At 58.0% G+C, this 18,028-nt stretch carries 19 protein-coding genes; 6 read left to right on the top strand and 13 right to left on the bottom strand.

The window, feature by feature from the left end; translation table 11 throughout:
• Window positions 1-60: 60 nt before the first annotated feature.
• On the bottom strand, window positions 61-462 hold the full coding sequence (locus ILFOPFJJ_RS30175) for a plasmid mobilization protein (RefSeq protein WP_173514126.1): 402 nt from the start codon (window positions 460-462) through the stop codon (window positions 61-63).
• A 657-nt stretch (window positions 463-1,119) separates the two neighbouring features.
• Here ILFOPFJJ_RS30175 and ILFOPFJJ_RS30170 point away from each other — a divergent pair.
• On the top strand, window positions 1,120-1,833 hold the full coding sequence (locus ILFOPFJJ_RS30170) for a ParA family protein (protein WP_173514169.1): 714 nt from the start codon (window positions 1,120-1,122) through the stop codon (window positions 1,831-1,833).
• Window positions 1,826-2,248 (top strand): hypothetical protein, encoded by a 423-nt coding sequence (locus ILFOPFJJ_RS35475; RefSeq protein WP_246299909.1) that lies wholly within the window; start codon window positions 1,826-1,828, stop codon window positions 2,246-2,248. Before ILFOPFJJ_RS30170 ends, ILFOPFJJ_RS35475 begins: the two co-directional genes overlap by 8 nt.
• Window positions 2,249-2,351: 103 nt before the next feature.
• On the opposite strand, the gene repC (ILFOPFJJ_RS30160) is transcribed toward ILFOPFJJ_RS35475, so the two are convergent.
• The 3 genes from repC (ILFOPFJJ_RS30160) to repA form a co-directional block, all read right to left on the bottom strand.
• Window positions 2,352-3,662: a plasmid replication protein RepC gene (gene repC, locus ILFOPFJJ_RS30160; RefSeq protein WP_173514168.1), complete on the bottom strand. Its 1,311-nt coding sequence runs from the start codon at window positions 3,660-3,662 to the stop codon at window positions 2,352-2,354.
• 159 nt (window positions 3,663-3,821) lie between these two features.
• On the bottom strand, window positions 3,822-4,808 hold the full coding sequence (gene repB / locus ILFOPFJJ_RS30155; protein WP_173514167.1) for a plasmid partitioning protein RepB: 987 nt from the start codon (window positions 4,806-4,808) through the stop codon (window positions 3,822-3,824).
• Between the two features lie 66 nt (window positions 4,809-4,874).
• Entirely contained in the window at window positions 4,875-6,062 is a 1,188-nt protein-coding gene (gene repA / locus ILFOPFJJ_RS30150; RefSeq protein ID WP_096771604.1) for a plasmid partitioning protein RepA, read from the bottom strand.
• Between the two features lie 324 nt (window positions 6,063-6,386).
• On the opposite strand from repA, the gene ILFOPFJJ_RS30145 reads away from it, so the two are divergent.
• Both ILFOPFJJ_RS30145 and ILFOPFJJ_RS30140 read left to right on the top strand, forming a co-directional pair.
• On the top strand, window positions 6,387-6,779 hold the full coding sequence (locus tag ILFOPFJJ_RS30145) for a hypothetical protein (RefSeq protein ID WP_173514166.1): 393 nt from the start codon (window positions 6,387-6,389) through the stop codon (window positions 6,777-6,779).
• A 219-nt stretch (window positions 6,780-6,998) separates the two neighbouring features.
• Complete coding sequence (locus tag ILFOPFJJ_RS30140; RefSeq protein WP_097596251.1) at window positions 6,999-7,469, top strand: helix-turn-helix transcriptional regulator; 471 nt, start codon at window positions 6,999-7,001, stop codon at window positions 7,467-7,469.
• A gap of 15 nt (window positions 7,470-7,484) precedes the next feature.
• Here the strand turns inward: ILFOPFJJ_RS30140 and ILFOPFJJ_RS30135 are convergent, their stop codons facing one another.
• From ILFOPFJJ_RS30135 to ILFOPFJJ_RS30095, 9 genes are all read right to left on the bottom strand, one after another.
• Window positions 7,485-8,369 (bottom strand): ArdC family protein, encoded by an 885-nt coding sequence (locus ILFOPFJJ_RS30135; RefSeq protein WP_097596250.1) that lies wholly within the window; start codon window positions 8,367-8,369, stop codon window positions 7,485-7,487.
• A 215-nt stretch (window positions 8,370-8,584) separates the two neighbouring features.
• Window positions 8,585-9,637, bottom strand: a complete 1,053-nt coding sequence (locus tag ILFOPFJJ_RS30130; RefSeq protein WP_173514165.1) for a Fic family protein — start codon at window positions 9,635-9,637, stop codon at window positions 8,585-8,587.
• Window positions 9,638-9,706: 69 nt separating this feature from the next.
• Complete coding sequence (locus tag ILFOPFJJ_RS30125) at window positions 9,707-9,910, bottom strand: antitoxin VbhA family protein (RefSeq protein ID WP_173514164.1); 204 nt, start codon at window positions 9,908-9,910, stop codon at window positions 9,707-9,709.
• Window positions 9,911-10,030: 120 nt separating this feature from the next.
• A complete protein-coding gene (locus ILFOPFJJ_RS30120) occupies window positions 10,031-10,363 on the bottom strand; it encodes a DUF736 family protein (RefSeq protein WP_096771598.1) in 333 nt (110 codons plus the stop codon).
• A 395-nt stretch (window positions 10,364-10,758) separates the two neighbouring features.
• On the bottom strand, window positions 10,759-11,271 hold the full coding sequence (locus ILFOPFJJ_RS30115) for a thermonuclease family protein (protein ID WP_245424603.1): 513 nt from the start codon (window positions 11,269-11,271) through the stop codon (window positions 10,759-10,761).
• Window positions 11,268-12,545, bottom strand: a complete 1,278-nt coding sequence (gene repC / locus ILFOPFJJ_RS30110) for a plasmid replication protein RepC (RefSeq protein ID WP_173514163.1) — start codon at window positions 12,543-12,545, stop codon at window positions 11,268-11,270. Before repC (ILFOPFJJ_RS30110) ends, ILFOPFJJ_RS30115 begins: the two co-directional genes overlap by 4 nt.
• A 429-nt stretch (window positions 12,546-12,974) precedes the next feature.
• Complete coding sequence (locus ILFOPFJJ_RS30105; RefSeq protein ID WP_096771595.1) at window positions 12,975-13,409, bottom strand: type II toxin-antitoxin system VapC family toxin; 435 nt, start codon at window positions 13,407-13,409, stop codon at window positions 12,975-12,977.
• Window positions 13,410-13,649, bottom strand: coding sequence for a type II toxin-antitoxin system VapB family antitoxin (locus ILFOPFJJ_RS30100; protein WP_096771613.1), 240 nt, complete (start codon window positions 13,647-13,649; stop codon window positions 13,410-13,412).
• A 231-nt stretch (window positions 13,650-13,880) separates the two neighbouring features.
• Window positions 13,881-15,803: a ParB/RepB/Spo0J family partition protein gene (locus ILFOPFJJ_RS30095; RefSeq protein WP_173514162.1), complete on the bottom strand. Its 1,923-nt coding sequence runs from the start codon at window positions 15,801-15,803 to the stop codon at window positions 13,881-13,883.
• Window positions 15,804-16,347: 544 nt separating this feature from the next.
• Here ILFOPFJJ_RS30095 and ILFOPFJJ_RS30090 point away from each other — a divergent pair.
• Window positions 16,348-17,040: a Fe(II)-2OG oxygenase family protein gene (locus tag ILFOPFJJ_RS30090; protein ID WP_312032756.1), complete on the top strand. Its 693-nt coding sequence runs from the start codon at window positions 16,348-16,350 to the stop codon at window positions 17,038-17,040.
• Window positions 17,037-18,005, top strand: coding sequence for a hypothetical protein (locus ILFOPFJJ_RS30085; protein ID WP_173514161.1), 969 nt, complete (start codon window positions 17,037-17,039; stop codon window positions 18,003-18,005). The genes ILFOPFJJ_RS30090 and ILFOPFJJ_RS30085 overlap by 4 nt, the downstream gene beginning before the upstream one ends.
• Window positions 18,006-18,028: the final 23 nt, after the last annotated feature.

Genomic DNA, 18,028 nt, shown 5'->3' with positions numbered 1-18,028 from the left:
CAGCGCTGCGCGCCGCTGCTCCCATTCGCTGGTGAATGCGCCGAAGAAGATTTCCAACGGCTACTTCTCCCCTCGACGCTGATAACCAGCCCGTCGCGACATAGAGCGAAGCTCGCTCATCACCGCCGCCTGAATGCGTTGCACGTTTTCGAGGTTGATATTCAGCTCGCTTGGATGGACGCCCCGGCCACTGTTGAGCGCCCTTGCAACCTGGTTGAGGTTGATTCCGATCATCCGCATGTCTTCGAGCAAAGCCGCCATCACTAGGCGGTCATCCCCCGTCAGGATCGGCCGGACGCCTGCCCCCTCCAATAGCAGCGACCGGAAAAAGCTGGATACCGTCATGCCGGCATCCTCGGCCGCCTTCTCGATCCCCGCATGTTCGTCAACCGTGACACGCACATGCACAGTGCGATCCTTCTTGGCCGGCTCAAGGAGAGCGTTGAATTTCCCGTCATCCATTTGGCCGTTGGCCCCCTACTGGCGCTTGCGTCAGGTGATCGAGGGCTCGTCCCTCGATTGTAGGAAAAAGGGCGTAGCACATTTTTCCGTATCCTGCCAACCTCACTACGGGGAAAATCAACGAGACAGCACTACGAGTTTGACTTGTTTCGCTCGCCATTTTGATTTTTAGAACCGGGACTTCGCCCGGGTTGTTTTTCGTAGGAACGCTCACCAGGGTTCACCTCCGAAATCCGCTCCTGAAGGCCTTTGTCCGACCCTCGTACTCAGCCGCAAGGGACGCTTCGCTCTTCGCCCTTGCCGCTTCCGTGCGAGCGTCAGAGCCGGCCTTACGCGGCTCCGGGGTTCACTGATCTGCCGGCGCTTCAGGCCGCATCTTGCGGCCACCATATCGTGTGAATATTCCACACGAGTTAGCAACACTGAGCCTCCACACGATGTAGTCACATGAAACTATCGACACATCACGTGGATGATTATTCACATGATGCAGGCTTGGTTTAATGGCAGAGATCGTCTACACCGTATGGTAGCAGCATGTTGCGACACCGTGTGAGCGATTGCTCACATCATGTGTGCGCTCACGACATGGGACAGCCGCACGAACACCCAGCTAGCCGCCGAGATACTCATCGGCTAAAAAAGGAGATGCCACATATGCCTCTATGCATTTCGGCCGTGAGCGGCAAAGGTGGAGCAGGGAAGACAACGGCGGCAATCTTGATTGCCGGGGAATATGCGCTTCAGGGAAAGCGTGTCCTTCTCATTGATGCAGACGGCCGCCAAAATCTGCAGGAATGGTGGAAGCGCTGTGAAGCAAAGGACAACCTGCCTGATAACATCGAGCTCATAACGGCTGCCCGTCAAACTACCGTCCAGCAGGTCCTGGAAAACGAGGCGAACAAATTCGATGTCGTTTTGATGGACACGCCCGGTCAAGACACCGTCCTGAGGGACACCATTATCGCCGGGTCCCATGTTGTGCTGACGCCAATTCAGCCAAACCAAGATGAGATCAAGGCGGCGGGCCAGGCCGCGACCGACACGGCCAATATTTCCGACAAAATTGGGCGGGTGATCCCGCACGCCAACTTTGTCACCAGGATCACGTTGCCAGCCAGAATGCTGGAAGCGTATCGGCTGATCAGGCCCTTTGTGCAGAATTTAAAGGAAGGTGGTTATGACTCCTACCTGCTCGATACTGAACTCATGGAGCGAAATTGCTACCGCGAGATTCGAAACGGTTACGGCACTCTGCAGATGCTGGAACTCACGAATCCCGTAAAAAAAGCGCGAGCGGAAGTGATGAGCCTAGTTCAGAACATTGAAGGACTGCTCTTGGGACAGAAAGAGGTAGCGGCCAATGGCTAAGGGGCAAACAACGGTATCTGATTTTGCAGTCGCGCCGCGGCGTAGCCGTCCGATAAACCAGTCGACTGCGGAGGACACTGCTACATTGGCTCCCAGCGTGCCGACAGAAGATGCGAGGATTGAAAATCAGCCTCTGTCGCATAGTGTTGACCAACCTGCGAGCCATCTCATTGCGCCGACTGAAGAGGCCCGACGCGAGCGGGCAGTGAGCAAAGCACTGCAGCGTGAGGATTCTAGAGTTCGCTTGCGTGACCTGAAGAGGGCACGCGATCGCGAATCCAAGCACTACGTCAACTGCCCGTTGGATTACGAGACGAAGAAACGGTTGGAGAAAGCCGCTATCGAGAACGACGTGAAGATGACCGTCATCATGAAGGCCGCAATTGATCAGTTCCTCAAAGACAACGGATATTGATCGATGATTGGCCGTCGCCTCGCCTCAGCCGTCCGACTGCCGCCATGAGAGTGATCTCAGAAACCATTTTGCCTGAAGTAAATGGCGCCATGCGACATCCGGTTTAACCCACCTGCCGTCTGATGGAACTGTTAGCGCGGACAAGCGACATGAGCATTGGGCCAATCGCAAATTCCCCGGCTTCGGTGCGCCGTGTCAGATCACGCAGGTATCCACCCGCCGAGTTGATGTGGCCGCCGCGCTCGAGGATGCAGGCCATCACGGTCGCTGCGTTCTCCGGTCCCATTGCCGAGCAGGCATCCTGATAGGCCGAGGGGCTGACGCCGAGCATCGATCGGACAACAACGGCGGCCGACATCAGCTCTCGCCAGTTGCCCACATGTCCACCTGGGCCGTAGTCGGAGATCTGAGGGCAAGCCTGCAGGACCAATCCGAGCGGGAACGATTTCAGTTCACCATCCTCACCTAGCGGTCGCTTGCACCTTCCGGCTCGCAACTCCCCTCCCCTTGCCCCCTCAGGGGTAGCCGATATTACTTGGTCATCCAGAGGCACGCTCTGCTGCCCGATGCGAGCCGCCAACTTTGCCCCCTGCTTCGTTTCGGAAGCTGGTTCAAGATCAGAAATGGATTCGGGGTTTGAATTCTGTATGTGGCGCTCAATTTGAGACTCTTTGGCGTCTATTTTTTTCACTTTCGTGAGCGTTTCCAACTGATTGACGATCTCTTCACGAAGCAGCGACATATCATCGAGTACCGAAGTCAGATGCTCAATCCCGGGAGCCCGAGGAAGGCGTGCTACGATCTCACGAAATATGCAGGTAATCTTCTCCCAATCACCTGCAGCGCCCTCATCGAGGGCGGCGGAAATGAGCTTGGCGACGTCGCGGCGGCAAATTGTCAGGCGCTCCCGTGTGATCCTCATCAGCTCGCGATCAGCAACCGCCTGGGCTGCCAAGGCCTCTATCTCGGCCGCCCGCGCAAGCAAGGGGGCCAACGAGAAGCCGAAAGCCTCTGAGACCGCCCCTGCCCTGTCTCGGCGTGCGTAACGTTTCCCGTTGGCGCTGTCCTTTCGAACGATCAACCCGGCTTCTACCAGGCCAGCCAGGTGCCGTCTTAGCGTGGCTGCAGTCATGCCTTTGGCGCGGATCGAGAGCTGTGCGTTCGACGGGAACACGATCAGCCCGCGATCCTCTGACAGCTCATTGTCCGGATAGAACGTCAGCAAAGCGTCGAGGACGTTCAAGGCGCGATCCGTAACGCCAAGCGCTGGCCGTGCTTCGCAAATCGCCCTGAACAGTTTCCACTTGTTCCGGGTCGTTCCGGGTTCGATAGTCTCCGCAATCTGTTGGCTTGCCAACATGCCAAGCGTCATCGCCCGCCGCCCAAACGGCGTCGTCACACTTCCACTCTCCATCTTCCTTCACCTTTTTAGAAGGCAAAAGAAATCAGCTCGCCAAAATGACGCTCAAGGACTCTTGACTGCGATTCGTGGAAATGCGATTCTCGATCTTGCTACAGATATGAGGAAGGCTTCCACGACTTGGTCGTTTGGGGGCCTTTTTCTTTTGCGGGTCTACCTTTCATCAGTCTTGGTTGATGACAAAAACTCTTGGTGCAATCGCTCCAAATTGTCCGCGATAAAGCGGCCGAACTTGCCAGCCTCATCGGACTTGAGGGCGATTGAATAGCTCTTGCCGGTCCCTTTGAACTCTGCTCTCACCGACGCATCGGTTGCCCGCCATTCACCCTTATCGGCTGGCTCCCTTGGCAACTGTTCGGCCTTCTTAATCTCCGCCACGAGGAGTTCAAAACGGGCGTCCGATTCGAGAGTGCTGAACTTCTCTTCATCGACAAATTTGCCGACTAGCGCCTTCGTCGATGGCTTCTCGATCCGTTGAGCGAAATCAATCCAACGATCCCGGCCGATGGATTTAGCGGGGCCGATCTTCAAGGCCACCGCTTCCGGAACCCGGCTGGATACCGATAGCATGCGTGTCAGCATCGGAGCGTCGGTTGCAAGAGCGGACTGAATCGTGGATTTGTCGTAACCGAGATCGAGCAAGCGCTGAGCAAACAAAGCTCTCTCGATGAACGACAGGTTCCGCCGAGCTGAGTTCTCCTGGCCCTGGGCAATAACGTGATCGGCGTCCGAGATTTCCTTGACGACTGCACGAACTTTCCGGCCGAGGTCTTTTGCTGCCCTGGCGCGACGGTGACCAAAAACGATCTGGTATCGGCCGTCATGCGAAGGGTGAGGGCGCACCAGTATGGGCGAATCCTGTCCGCGATTTCGCATGGCTTCAACAAGCTCTATATAGGCAGCATCGTCGTCAGCCATGCGATCCGAAACGAACGAGCTGTCGAGGTCCGCCGTATCCAGTTCGACAACAAGCTCGCCCGCAAGATTCTGGTCCACGCGGGCGGCTTTCTCAGCCAGCTCGTTCAATGAGCTAATCATCGACCGGGAGGCACCCCGCGCCGCGTATTCAGGCTTCGCCTTTCGCTCCTGAACCTCGCTCTGAGGCGAGGTGATATTTGCAAAAACATCCCTTCGAGCCATCACGGATTCCCACGTTTGTTGATTTCATTGAAGAAAATTGCCGTTTGTACGGCTGACAATTTCTTCCTATCCATTTCGACGCCCCCAGGCCTTGTGCAGCAACTCAATCACTTCGGCGTTGACTGCGTCCATTGATTCCCGGGCGCGGTCATAGGTAGAAGGCGTGAATTGAGAGCGTTCGACTTCGTAAAGGGTTTGCTTGGTCAGCCCGGCGTCTGAGATCGCCGTAGACTTGACCATCTGATGCCTCATCATCTGGGCGGCGAACATGCTCTGCATAAACCCGACCATCTGCTGTTGCGGAATGTCCGTCGGCTCGTAGCGGGTTACCAGGTAGCGAAACCAGTCGAGCGAGACGTTCACGCCGACTGCTTCGACGCTTTTCAAAATATTGCCGAGCATAAGGAGGAACTGCGACATAGACATGATGTCGAGCATTTGCGGGTGAACCGTGATCAGCACGGACGTAGCCGCCGTCAGGGCCGTCAGCGTCAGGTAGCCGAGCTGGGGAGGGCAATCGACCACGACGACATCGTAGCGATCATCGACCTCGGCGAGTGCGTCACCGATTCTCGTGTAGAAGAGCTTGCCCGCGCTCGAATCCTTTCGCTGCATGGCGATAGGCGTCTCGTACTCGTATTCCTGGAGTTCGAGATTTGCAGGAACGATGTCCAAAGTCGGAAAATTCGTCGGCTGGATTACCTCCGTGATCGACCGGCGCTCGTCGTCGTAGCGCAGTGCCTCATAGAGAGACGCCTTCTCATCGAGCTCCGGCTGGATGCCATAGAGCGCCGTCAATGAAGCCTGCGGATCGAGATCGACGGCAAGGACGCGGTAACCACGCAATGCCAGATACTGAGCCAGGTGCGCAGACGTGGTGGTCTTCCCGCTGCCCCCCTTAAAATTCACTACCGCTATTACCTGTAGCCGTTCATGTTCCTTGCGGTGAGGCACTCGATCGAGCAGGGTCCGGAGCTCATTTATCTGGTCGGCGGTATAGTATCGCCGCCCCGTCGAGGTCGTGGTCGGCTCAACACCCTTGCCCTTTAGGTGAAGCTTCTTAAGATAGCTTTGGGAGACACCGACGAAATCGGCAACCTCGGCCAAGGAAAACTGGCGCAAAGATTTCTGTGCGTTCGGCGGGAACTTCTCCCGCCGCAGCATGTCAAGCTTCGACGAGATGTCGCCACCTTGTTCAAGTATTGTATCGGCAAAACCCGGCACTTTCTCGGAAGTGGCCATTTTCACGTTCATTTCGGAATCCGCTCTTAGTCACGATAATTTTGTAAAATGGCATCAATTATCGTGACAATGCCCCGATTCCCTATTTGTCGCAAGGAAAATAGGATTAACAAAAGGTTAATAAGCTTTAGTTGCGGCAATGCACGATGATTCTACAGTCGGAGGAAAGAAGTCCCACTGAAGTTCCACCGGTGATATTCACCTGCTAAAAAGCTCCAATTGTGCCGTAGCTGCCATGCCTATGCACCTTCCCAGACACGTCTTACAACGCGCCGCTGCATAGCTGCAGCACCGCCAACTGCGGCCTTTGCCACACGGAAAATGGAAAAGTCATCGATGATCGGTCGCGGTTTTTTGCTCGGCGTAGCTTTCGGCTGCGTGCTCGGTGTCTATATTGCGCCTCACCTCGGCCGCCCGGCCGCCCGGAAAGGAGACATTTCTGAAACCATTTTGCCTCAACTGAAGATCGTGCAGGCCGAAGCCGAAAAGGCTACATGGCCGACCGACGATGAAGCCAAAGCCCAGCTGTTCGACTTATCCAAATGGGACTTAAAAAAGCATGGCATTGGTTCAAAGGTGAGCGTTAACCGCTGTATCCGAATTTCGCAGGGCGAGATGGCTTGCGCGCTGATGGCACGGCTCGACTGGATCGAAGGCGAAACGCAAATTGAAGCGGTTTTTCAAGCGAAGTCAGATGGTTGGAAGATGGTAGCCGTGAAAAATCGCTAATTGCCTTTTTGCGTTTTGCGGACAATGTTAGGAAACCACATCCAGCCATGCCTTGAAGCATTTCGATTCACTGCCTCTGGGAACTCGCATTTTAATAATTCCCCCCAAATAGGTAGGAAAAACCGCTGTGATTCAGGAGGAGGGGGGTGTGCCAAATTGCTTCAATTTGGTGCATAGTGGCCGCTGAGGGCGGTATTTCATACAATAAAGGTAAGGATCGTGATTGATCTAAGCAGCTACAAAAGCGCACGGGGTTTAATTGAAACAAACGATCCGGAATTAGAGAGGCCGGTCTATCGGAAGTCCGGCTTCGACGGCATCCAAACCGCAAAAGAAATGGACGAACGGATCTCGAATTTTCTCAAGGACATTCGTGAATCCAAAAATCTCTCCCGAGCGGAATTGGCTCATTTGCTCGGTCTTTCCGTGTCCGTTTATGGGCGGTATGAGCGCGCGGAATCGCGCATGACCGTTCCCCGCCTGATTCATCTCTGTGAGCTCATGGGCTTCATGCCCATAGACATGATCTTTGAAGCTGCGCCGCACCTTTGGGGTAAGACGCCGGAAGAGGCGGAAGAGCGTCGAACGCTGACGATGCTAATTGAACGACTGCCACCGGACACCACGCGCGATCTGATCCGCCTCTTGAAGCGCATGACGCCTGGGGAGCAAGCGGCAGAGGCTTTGTAAACTGAGCGAAGGCCGCTAGGCGACCTTGCTCTGCTGCAGCGATTGCAGACCGGTGAGGAAATCAGCGGCCGCTTGGGCCTTCGCGGCTGCTGTGACGATCGCCCTCTTGTCGTTCTTCAGCACCTTGAGCCAGCTCTCAAGGTAAGTTGCGGTATTGTCGCGAGGATCGTGCGCGACACCAAGATCAGCGCACAGGAACGAAGCGGAAAGCTCCGCAACGAGCTCCTCGATCGCGTAGCTCTCACTGCCGAATCGGCCACTCAGGTCACGGTCTAGGCGAGTCTTTGCGCCTGACCAGTGTGAAATTTCGTGCAGCAAGGTCGAGTAAAGGTGAACTTCGCTCGCGAACCGTGCCCGGTCCGGCATGAGGATATCGTCGACTGCGGGACGGAAGCAAGCCATTGTTCCGCCGTATGTGACCGCGGCGCCGGTTTTGCGGACGAATGTTTCGACGGTTTCCAGAAGCGGTATCGTCGTTGCCTGCATCTCCTCAGCTGGGCGGTAGAACCGCTCCGGCAGATTCTCGATCTGCTCGACGTTAAAAACCGTGTAGCCTTTGAGATAGGGGATTGAGCGCTCGTCATCATCTTCGCGCGCCTTCGGGGTGAAAGTGCCGTATTTGACGACGAGGGCTCCTTTCTCGTTCTTTCGGACCTGGCCGCCGAGATCCTGAGCTTGGCGATATGTGATCCAGGTGCTTTCCTCGTAGCCTGCAAGCTCGCTTGCGAGCCACAGCATCAGGACGTTGATTCCGCGATAGGCTTCGCCGGTTGCGCGGCGCGGAATGAGGGAGCCGCGGCTGTTTCCGCGCCAGGGACGGATCCACGGTTTGGTGCCGGCTTCAAGCTGCTCAATGATGGCGTCTGTGATGCGCTGGTAGGTGTCCTTGATGTTCTGCACTGCCGTCTCCTTCCGTTGGTTGACGGCAAAAAACGGAGATAGCCGAAGCGAGCCCATGCACCCAAAGGGCCGCAACGAAGTGGAGGACTGCGTCAGCGGTTGCGTGGGGGAGGGGCTATCGTAGCTTGTCCGTCAATCATCCGACGGAAAGGGAGGGCGCAGAACTGGGCGCCTCCCGAAATAGATAGCATCTGGCAGCTTGAACCCGGAGTTCGTCACCGGCCGCGGTCGCCGTCATCGCGCTCAGGGCTTCGCTGTGCCGCCATTTGCGCCTCGATCGCCTTGAGCTCCGGGTTATAGTCCTGCTGCAGCTGCCTGGCGGGTTGCAGCTGCGATTGCGGCTCCTGGGCCGGTTCCGCACGCTCCAGCCGGGAAAAGTCCGAACGAGCAGTGATGGTGATCTCTTCGCCCTCATTCGGCAGGCGCTCGGGCAAGTCTGCGCGATCCGCAGCAACAATACCCTGATCGGTTACGAAGGTGGCTATGCGATTGTCGTGTCCGAGAACCTGGCCGCTGATTTCCTCGCCGGCGCGGGCGGTGCGTATATTGTGCTCGAAAGGTTTCTCACCAAGCTCTTCAAGGTCGGCAAAGGCCGCGCGCAAGGCTTCGCGTCGGTTCGGATTGATAGCATCCTCGAGCACATGTTTCATTGCTGGACTCGACGGATCGTTGGTGGTCTCAATCGACGCCTCGATCATGCGTGGCTTGCTGATGACGGTGAAATCGATCTCGTGCCCGTATCGGCGGCCGAGCTCCGAAACGAAGGCCTCTTGCGTGCGCCCGTTTCCCTCTCGGAACGGATGCACATAGTTTAGCTCGGAGAGAGCCTTCGCGGCTCTGTCGGCGAATTCCTCTGGAGCTGCATTGCGAAGGGCTTGCGGATCTCGAATCGGCTTCAGGGCCTCATCCAGGCCCATTTCTATGCGCGAACCGGGCAGGAACGAGGTGCCGCCTTTGGACAGGCCTCCAATCGGCTCCACGCGCTGGCCGTCAACGATCGGAGTTTCGTTGCGTGTGTGGCCGGCCCACTCGTAGACGTCCTGAAAAATGTAGCCGTGAATTGCCTTCAGGTGCTGCTTGTCGAAATTTCCGGACGGGCCATCACCTTCGGCGATTTCCGCCATACGGAAAGCCGCCGCACGGTACTCTTCGGTGCGCAGCTCCGAGTGCGACTGGATACCGAACTTGTTGCGCAGCACATCCCTCCGATCCGGATCATCGGAGGTGTTGGGATAGGTATAGGCGCCTTTGGACTGCTCGTCTGCCATGGCCAAGGTCAACAAAAAGCCGCCTGCAGTAAGCAGGCGGCTTTTCGCCTTTAGAGGGTTGAAAGGAGTTTATTGTGCAGGAGCGCGCACGACGCGTAAACGGTACTCCTCGCGCGTGATCTCGCCAGCGACGTAGGCGGCGGTAGCATCTTCGAGGACAGGATCGTAGGTGTAACCCTGCCGGATGTTGGCAGCTCGCGCCTGATCGGTGGCTTTCTTTCGCCTTGCTACGGCTTCCGGGGAACGATCCGGACGGCGGGAATGAACGTTCATCGTCAAATCTCCAGTTACCGGCCACCCTATCAGGAAAAATGCTGGAAATCCAGCACTTTGCGGGGTTTTCCGGCCTTTCGATGGTGAGCGCCCGGCTGGTCGCCGGGCGCTTTGCGCGGGTCAATCGCGGGGTTCCCATTCGATGATCGCCTGCAGCGTGGGATCGTCCTGGCCTGGGAACCGGCCCAAATTGGCGTTAAAGCCGAGGCGCCGGATCGAAAGGGTGTAGTAGGGCTTACCGTCCTGGTTCTTCTTCTTCCAGATGCCGCCGACCTCGATGTCATGGCCGCGCGGTGACTTGGCGTAAACGCGGTGCGTCGGGGCCTTTTCATTGTCGGACGTGAACGGGACAGCCTTGATGTCCAGGTCGCGGTCGATCGTGGAGATGAGGCCTGCGCCTTTTGCGGTGTCGAGGTTGTCGGCGTCGAACTGGATGTAGTTGGTGGTGGTCATGTCAGTCACTCCTCTTTGGTGGTTGCGATGATCGTTCCAAGGGCACGGCGGAAAGCGGTGCGCACCGTAGGCCGGAGCGTGAGCGGAGGAGGCGAGAGGACGCAAAAATTTGTATCGCGAGGAAGCCGAAGGCGGGGAAATTTTTGTGTCGTCCGCTTTGCGCTAACCGCGTCGACGTGCGAACGAGCGTCAAAAGCAACCGCCTTGGAGGGGTGAGACCTGACCGATTCTGGCAACGCGCCTCCTGTTCGTCATCAGCCTAAAGCCGCAAAGGCCGCGCCAATATTATTCAGAAATCCGGTCAGATCAACGGAAAATTCGGCTTTTCGCCCGAATCGTGAAGCAATATGGCTCGCAATCCGTCCGATGCCATCGCGCTATGTCGGCTATTTCCGTCACGGAATTCTGGAAGATTTCGACCGGCGGTAGTCGTACGGACTTTCGATCTCTGCAGACCACATGCCAAAACCGTGATCGCGGGCGCTGTTTTCGGCCTGGCCGTACTCGACCTCGCTGATTGAGTGGGCAGCCGGCAGATACCGTAGCATTGCTTCCGCCAGTCCGACCTTCACCATCGCAAGGCCGATATCGGTGTCCCCGATGAAGCACTGCCCCACGAGGCGGCGATACTGATCCTGGTCGATGATGTCGCAACGGACATGCTGACCGTCGATCATTTTTCCAAGATAGCTGCGGGCCGCGGCGCCACAGCGCCAGACCTTGCCATCCTTCAAGCCGGTCTGATCGCGCTCGCAAGCATCGATGGCCGCGATCCTGATCCGCTGCTGTCTGATGCTGATGGTATCGCCATCAATCACACGGGCTCGGCCGGACATATCGGCGGCCTCCACAGTGCTGTGGCTGATCAAAAGAGTTACTAAAAACGTCGATAGGGCATTGCGTCTCAATGTGTAACCTCCATGGAATTTCGGGCGGCAAGCCCATAGATGGAGCGGGCGAGATGCAATTCGCCCGCTCTTGCGCGGTCCGTCATGGCCCGTAAATAGCCTCCCGGCGAGCTGACCTCCTGCCGCTCGTATTTCTCGAGCGTCACCGCAACTGCGACAGCCGCTTGCTGTTCGCCCATCTCCTCGACAGCCCGGCGGTGGGCATCATCGGAGATCCCGGCAAACCGGCATATCAGGGGCACGGCGCGCGCAAAGTCGGCCCAACTGGTGGGGGCAAAGCCGTAGGTCTTCAGCGCTGGCACCGCCCGCAGCACGTCTTGCAACGCCACCAATACCCGCGGCAGCTGCTGCGGCTGGTTGCTTTCGCTCCCGCGTCGCCCCAGGCTTTCTTCAAAAGCCCTATTGCTGGCGGAGCCAGCCTTAAGCAAGCTGAGTTGTTCGGCGGTAGCCGAACGCCTTTCATCATTACTCTCTGCAATTGGATCAGGGGTTGTAATCTGTTTGTGCATGTCGTTTTCGACATGCGGGCATGTCATATTCTGCGAATGAACCGCGTCTTTCGATCGGCACGGAAGCTGCATCAAGCGCTCCACCAACCACTCCAGAAGGGCTGTTGCTCGGCGCAACATCCGGCTTGAGGCCTTGCCGGCAATCCCGACAAGATCGCTGACGCGATCAATGCGGGCGGCAAGACGGGCCAAAGCGCGTTCGGAATGCTCGGCGGCGACCGCGAGGGCCTGGCGCGCTTTGCGCAGCGCGCCCCGATAGCGCCGCAAAGCCGCATCTGCGGCCTTCTTCTCGGCGCGAGCCTGCCTGACCGATTCATCGAGTTCGGCATATCGGACGATCAGAATTCGCAGGTCAATCCCGCATCCGTCCGTGATCTCGCCTTCGCCGTTGCGTATGGGATAGCGCTTGTAGTTCCCGCTGTCCTGCATGGTGATAAGGCCAGCGTCGAACAGGCGCGACAACATGCGGCTGACGCGACCGACCGACCGGCCGATTTCAAACGCCAGTTGTTGGTTGGACTTAAACACGATCGGACGGCCCGATTTGTCGAATGTATCGGCCTGAGCCGTGTTGATCAGAGCTACCAGCAAATGGCTTTCGGTTCCATTGATCAGGCCAATGCACGGAAGGCTTTGAACAAGTACGGCCAATTGGGCGCGCGTAATCGTCCCGACTCGTGCCGACTCTGCCAGCCGGCAGAAGTGGGCACGCCGCGGCGTTATCCGGCGGCCGTTTAGCCGCTGATTCGTTTGGGTATTCCCCATTCCTTGTCTCCGTCTTGAGACCAGGGAAAGCTTCGCCGTTCACCGAAAAGGTGCTTTCATTATTGACAGGGAAGGGAGGGTCTGCGAGAAGTGACTTGGCTAATTTATCGACTCACAGACCGCTTCCGGATTTCTTCGGGAGCGGTTCTTCTTTTCTGGTCGGTGTGTCTTCTCCGTAAATATGGTCAGAATGTCAGTTCCGGAATCGCGCTGATTCCGCTGATTGGGAAACATAGCGCCATAAAGCATAATGGCGCAACAACGTGCTACACGCATAATCGCTTAAGGTGCGGTCTGTAGCGGCAATGTATTGGTTTTTCAGGGTTTCGCGCTTAGTGCCGACACAGAATAGGCTGCCTCCGGCATATCATGTTGCAGCAAAATGATGCAGGATGCGACCGACTGAGGAATCGGAGGGCTTCGGTGATTCTACCAGCCTAGATCGGTCTGGCCGAAATCATCGCCCTTGTAAGCAATCCGCATGCGGTAAGCCTTGGCGCAGGCATAGGTGAAGCAATCACCCATATTCAGCTTTGCCGGATGATTCACAATTTTTCCAAACTGCTGAGCGGCATCGAGAGCTTTGCTACCTACATCGCCGGAAATCATTGCCTCTCGCGCTTCCAGATCGGCAACAAATTGATCGACCAGGCGGCGGGCGATCTCCATCATTTCGGCGGTGGCGGGCTTGTCCTTGCCGGTTGCCTCGGCCAACCTGCGCGTCAGCGACAGGGTGGCCTCCATACGGACCACGGCTGACATGTAATAAGGACCGCCGTCCCGCTCTAACCGGCCCATGAGTTCGGCGGCGTCTTGCTCCTGGGCGAGGATCGCGACGACGACTGAGGCATCAACGAAGAGCATTCAGTCTTCGCCCCACATTTCATCTGTTTCGCGTTTATGGTCGCCGGGAGCGAACGGGCCAGCTTCGCGGGCCATGGCAAGGGACTTGGCAAGCCGCTCGCGCATTGGCAGACTACCTCTGTGGTTGGCGATCTCGTGCTTGAGCGCGGCTTTGACCGCCTCAACCTTGCTGGATTTCGTGAGACCGATAAGCTCCTCGGTGAGCCTGTCCACCTCGGGATCCTTGATGTAGAGCGGCATGGCGGCATATCCTTTCGAGGATATTATCATATCCTCTTTTTCATATCCTCATCAACACAAATACGAAATCGCGCCATCCGAATCCGGGCGGGAAGGGGAGTTTGAGGGGAGGGGATTCGGGCCTCCCCTCAAGATGATTGCGGGCAGGTCGATCCTGCCCGCAAACATCGGTGCGCTCCAAACAGCGGGAGGGCCGATCACGCGGGTAACGTGACCGGCCCAGCGACTGAATTACTCAGCCGCTTGGGGGAACTGCTCGTGTTCGGCGGAGCTTTTGCCCTCGTCGGTCTGTTCGGGTGAGGATATCCGAACAGGAGCCGGTAGCCAGCCGCTGCCGTTGACAAGGCGGTCCGCGATCGTCACCGCCTCGGACTTCTTGGTCGCGGCTCTCACCGACAATTCCGCTTCACTGCCTTTTGCCTCGGCCACCGCAAGTTCAATGGTCGTCCGGTTGACGTGCTTGAAATAGCTGTCGCCCGTCGTCTCGAACCAATCCGGCATATGCACCTTGAGCGCGTGGCCAAGCTGGTTCGCCTGCTCGATGCCTTTTTTCCGGTCCGTGAACTTCTTTTCCACCGCATTGACCGCGTGCGCCGCGCCGAACGCAAGCAGCGCAAGCACGCTGTCCTGCGGCTGCTCCAAGAGCCAATCGAACAGATCGGCAGGATTGCCGGGCAGGTGATGGCCGTAGTTGTCCGCAAGGTCATTGAAGGCGGCCAGCCCCTTGCAGCTTTCGGCGTCCTTGATCGACGGCTCCAAGCGCTCGTGTGTCAGCGACAATTGAAGGGCGCTCTGCTCCGTATTGTACGGGTAGGCCACGCGCAACAGCATCGCATGAACGACGGCAACAAGGGCGACCTCCGGATTGTTCGCCAGTTCGATGCGCAGCGCGGCAGTCTTATGAGCCGTCAGGTCCTCGATCAGAGCAGCCGAATGGCTGATAGACGGGACTTTAGGCGCTTGTGTGCCCTTGCCGCTCGGCTGGCCATCGCCCTCATCATCCTCGTCCTCCGTCTCGGCGCCTTCATTCGGCTTTACGAAACCGCGCTCGATGGCAAGCCGACCGTAATAATCGAGGAAAACGAAGGCTCCCGCCTGTTCCAATGCCTCTGGGCTGTAGCCTTCGGTCCGGGCATTGAACGCGTCGATCCGTTTTTCGACCTCTGCCAGCTTTGTCTCTGCCTCGTCGTCGGCCACGCCGTTTTCGATCAACTCGGCAAGCTCGTCATATTCCGTCTGTGCGCCATCAAGAGCGGCCTGATCTTCCTCCGAAAGAGCAATCGCCTCCGGATAGTGGCGCTTCAGGGCATGATAGCCAGCGGGGGCCGTTGCGGAGCACTCCACCCATTGCCAGCCTTCGGCGCGAACGTTCGAGGCGGACGCCTCGAGCTTCTCCGCCACGAGTTTTTCGACCAAGGCGGCGTCCGTCGCATATCCGGCGTTACGGTCATCGAACAGATCGCGTTTGACCGCTCCGCCTGCTTGCTCGTAAGCCGCCAGCCCGCCGATAAATTGCACGCGCTTATCCGTGGCGGCAATCATTTCCTCTGTGAGCGCTCGCCGGATCGATTGCGCATCGCGGTTCCAAGAGGGAAGCGCGTTCCAAACCGCCACCTGCCTTTCGTGATCATCGCTGACTGTAAAGGCCGATAGCTGCGCAAAGCTCATGTCCTCATCACGGTAAAGCTGCAACAGCACCGGGGACACGCGGGCGAGCGCCAGCCGCTTGCGAACGACCATTTCGGTCGTGCCGAAACGGGCCGCGATATCGGCAACATCCTTGCCTTGCTTGGCAAGCCCATCGAATGCCTCGTACTGATCGAGCGGGTGCATGTCCTCGCGCAAGATGTTCTCGGCAAGGCTGATTTCCGTGGCGATCTCGCCTTCGCGCTCCTTGCACTCGACGGGGAAATCCTTAGCTATCTCCCCCGCCTTAGCCAGCAGATTGAGTGCGGCAAGGCGGCGGCCGCCCGCCGTCACGAAATAGCGGCCCTTCTTGTCGCCCTTGCGAACAACGAGGTTCTGCAACAGCCGGTAGCCGTCTTCTCGAATGTTGGCGGCCAGCGCCTCGACGCCCTCGGCGCTGTAGGTCTTGCGAACGTTCTTCGGATCGGCGTCCAGCTTGTTCAATGCGATGGTGATGATCTCGGTCATGATACTTCCCTTTCCCTTTTTCCCGCGAAGCGGTCTCGTGCCCGAAGGGGCAGGAGCCCCGCTCCTGCTCCCCGAGCTCGTGCGGAACAGCGGGGGAGAGGGGGGCAAGGGGACAAATCGGAGGGGGATCGCCCGCCCGAAGGGGCGACGCAAATCCGCGGATGCGGATCCGCGTCGATCCTGCACGAAGCGAGCCGGGCGAGCGCAGGAAGGACGGGGAGGCCGATTTTCCCCTTGCAGGGGAGAGGGGCCGAGCGCCCTTTCCCCACTGAAGGAAACAATGAGCATACCAGGCGAAGGCGGCGCAGCGGCCGAAGCCAGTTCGCGCACCGCTTGACCGGTTAAAGGGCAGCCGCAGGAGGTTTAGCATAGCGCCGACCGAAGGACGGAAACCGGGACCGACTGCCCCCGGCATGCGGTTCCATGTAGTATCGGCCGGAGACCGCCCGTTCGCCGTCGCCGCTCCGAGTATGTAGCGCTCCGCGTCGCCGGCGAACTCCGCTGGCAAAAGTGAGATTGCGCGTGAGGGTGGCATCCGGCTATCGTGCTGACAGAGAAATCAGCAACGGATGGTTGGATGAACAGCCTTCGGGACCAGGTGCTCGAACGCGGCTATGCCCTGATGCCGGCTTGGCGGCCGGAGCGATCGGCTGGCGATGTGGCCGCGTCGTTCGGCGAGCCGTTGTCGCTTGGCGACGGCGATCCCGTGCACACCCTGACGCCGGCCGCGAAAGAAGCCTCGACGCCAAACTCCTATAGCGGGCTCTACGGGCTCCAGGGCTTTCCGTTTCATACCGACATGGCGCACTGGCGCGCGCCGCCGCGCTACCTAATGCTGCGCTGTGTCGTCGGCTTCAGGGAAGTGCCGACAATGCTGATTGACGGGGCCGAGCTGGCCCGTAGCGTCGGACTTGACCTTCTCGCACGGGCGATCGTCCGGCCGCGCCGTCCGGTCCAGGGAAAACTTCCGCTGCTGCGAATCTATCAGCCGGTGGAAGAGGGTGCCATCCTGAGATGGGATGAGGTATTTATACAGCCCGCCAGCAAAGCCGGAGAGGAGGGCTCCGCGCAATTCCGGGAGGCGATGCGTCTCCGAGTGTGCCAGCCGATCGCGCTCGCGACGCGAGGCGATACATTGGTCATTGATAACTGGCGCATGCTCCATGCCCGAGCGCTGGTCCCGTCCGGTTGCGAGGGACGCAGGCTTGAGCGCGTGTATTTGGGGAGGCTGCATTGAAGAAGACGATTGAGCCGGGGCCGACGCCTGATAACTGGGATGCCGAAGCGTTGTTCGCGAAAGCGCTGCGCTATGCCGAACGGATGGCGGACTCTGCCGACGGATGGGAGCAGGCGCTCTGGTCCAGCCTGGCTCTGGAACTACTGGGCAGGGCCGCCCTGTCAAATGTCAGCCCGGCCTTGCTTGCCGACAATGATAAAAACTGGACCAACCTGTACCATGCGCTCGGGTTTGAGCCAAATGAGGGTAAAACCGCGCCAAAATCGATCACTGTCACGGAAGTGTTCAAGCGGCTGACCGGGATCTATCCGGAATTATTTGTTTCGGAGAACCATAGCTTCTGTGTGGTGCACACGGGACGGCGCAACAGCGAACTTCATTCAGGCGAAGCGGTGTTTGAGGGAATTGCCAGCTCTTCCTGGCAACCGCAATTCTATGCGGCATGCAAGGCGCTCCTTGCGACGATGGGTCTGACGTTAACGGACTTTATCGACGGCTCGGAAGCTGAGGTTGCGGAAAAGCTCATTGCCGCGGAGGCAGACAAGAGCGCGAAGGCGGTTTTGGCCGACGTCGAGGCTCACCGAAAGGAATGGCTCGCCTTGGGCGATGACGAGCGTTCTTCTTTGGTGGAATTGGCAAAGGTATGGGCAATGCGGCAGGTGGGACATCGCGTAACTTGTCCTGCTTGCACGTCGATCGCACTTGTTCAGGGCGAGGCGATTACGCCCGCGGTTGTGAAGCTGGATGCTGAGCAAGGCTTGGTCGTCGAAACGCAGGATTACCTGCCGAGCCAATTCGAGTGCGTGGCGTGCCGCCTGAAAATTCACGGCCTGTCACGCCTTGCTGCGGTTGATAATAATCTGGCGAACCGTTTCAAGAAGACGAGCACGTATGACGCGGCGGAATACTACGCCAAGGAAGATGACTATCCTGGCTATGAAGAGGACAATAACGAGCGTTTCTGAAGACACCAGGGGCGTGAAGGAGA

Origin of the sequence: Sinorhizobium psoraleae, assembly GCF_013283645.1 — a bacterium.
In the GTDB taxonomy this organism is placed as follows: domain Bacteria; phylum Pseudomonadota; class Alphaproteobacteria; order Rhizobiales; family Rhizobiaceae; genus Sinorhizobium; species Sinorhizobium psoraleae.
This window is presented reverse-complemented; position numbering and strand designations above follow the sequence as displayed.

Bases quoted from the DNA above. Each gene is read 5' to 3' on its own strand.
- ILFOPFJJ_RS30120 (WP_096771598.1), bottom strand. From the start codon at position 10,363: ATGACCACCACCAACTACATCCAGTTCGACGCCGACAACCTCGACACC.
- repB (WP_173514167.1), bottom strand. From the start codon at position 4,808: ATGGCTCGAAGGGATGTTTTTGCAAATATCACCTCGCCTCAGAGCGAG.
- ILFOPFJJ_RS35475 (WP_246299909.1), top strand. From the start codon at position 1,826: ATGGCTAAGGGGCAAACAACGGTATCTGATTTTGCAGTCGCGCCGCGG.
- repA (WP_096771604.1), bottom strand. From the start codon at position 6,062: ATGAACGTGAAAATGGCCACTTCCGAGAAAGTGCCGGGTTTTGCCGAT.
- ILFOPFJJ_RS30130 (WP_173514165.1), bottom strand. From the start codon at position 9,637: ATGGCAGACGAGCAGTCCAAAGGCGCCTATACCTATCCCAACACCTCC.
- repC (WP_173514168.1), bottom strand. From the start codon at position 3,662: ATGGAGAGTGGAAGTGTGACGACGCCGTTTGGGCGGCGGGCGATGACG.
- ILFOPFJJ_RS30125 (WP_173514164.1), bottom strand. From the start codon at position 9,910: ATGAACGTTCATTCCCGCCGTCCGGATCGTTCCCCGGAAGCCGTAGCA.
- ILFOPFJJ_RS30145 (WP_173514166.1), top strand. From the start codon at position 6,387: ATGATCGGTCGCGGTTTTTTGCTCGGCGTAGCTTTCGGCTGCGTGCTC.
- ILFOPFJJ_RS30170 (WP_173514169.1), top strand. From the start codon at position 1,120: ATGCCTCTATGCATTTCGGCCGTGAGCGGCAAAGGTGGAGCAGGGAAG.
- ILFOPFJJ_RS30095 (WP_173514162.1), bottom strand. From the start codon at position 15,803: ATGACCGAGATCATCACCATCGCATTGAACAAGCTGGACGCCGATCCG.
- repC (WP_173514163.1), bottom strand. From the start codon at position 12,545: ATGGGGAATACCCAAACGAATCAGCGGCTAAACGGCCGCCGGATAACG.
- ILFOPFJJ_RS30175 (WP_173514126.1), bottom strand. From the start codon at position 462: ATGGATGACGGGAAATTCAACGCTCTCCTTGAGCCGGCCAAGAAGGAT.
- ILFOPFJJ_RS30105 (WP_096771595.1), bottom strand. From the start codon at position 13,409: ATGCTCTTCGTTGATGCCTCAGTCGTCGTCGCGATCCTCGCCCAGGAG.
- ILFOPFJJ_RS30100 (WP_096771613.1), bottom strand. From the start codon at position 13,649: ATGCCGCTCTACATCAAGGATCCCGAGGTGGACAGGCTCACCGAGGAG.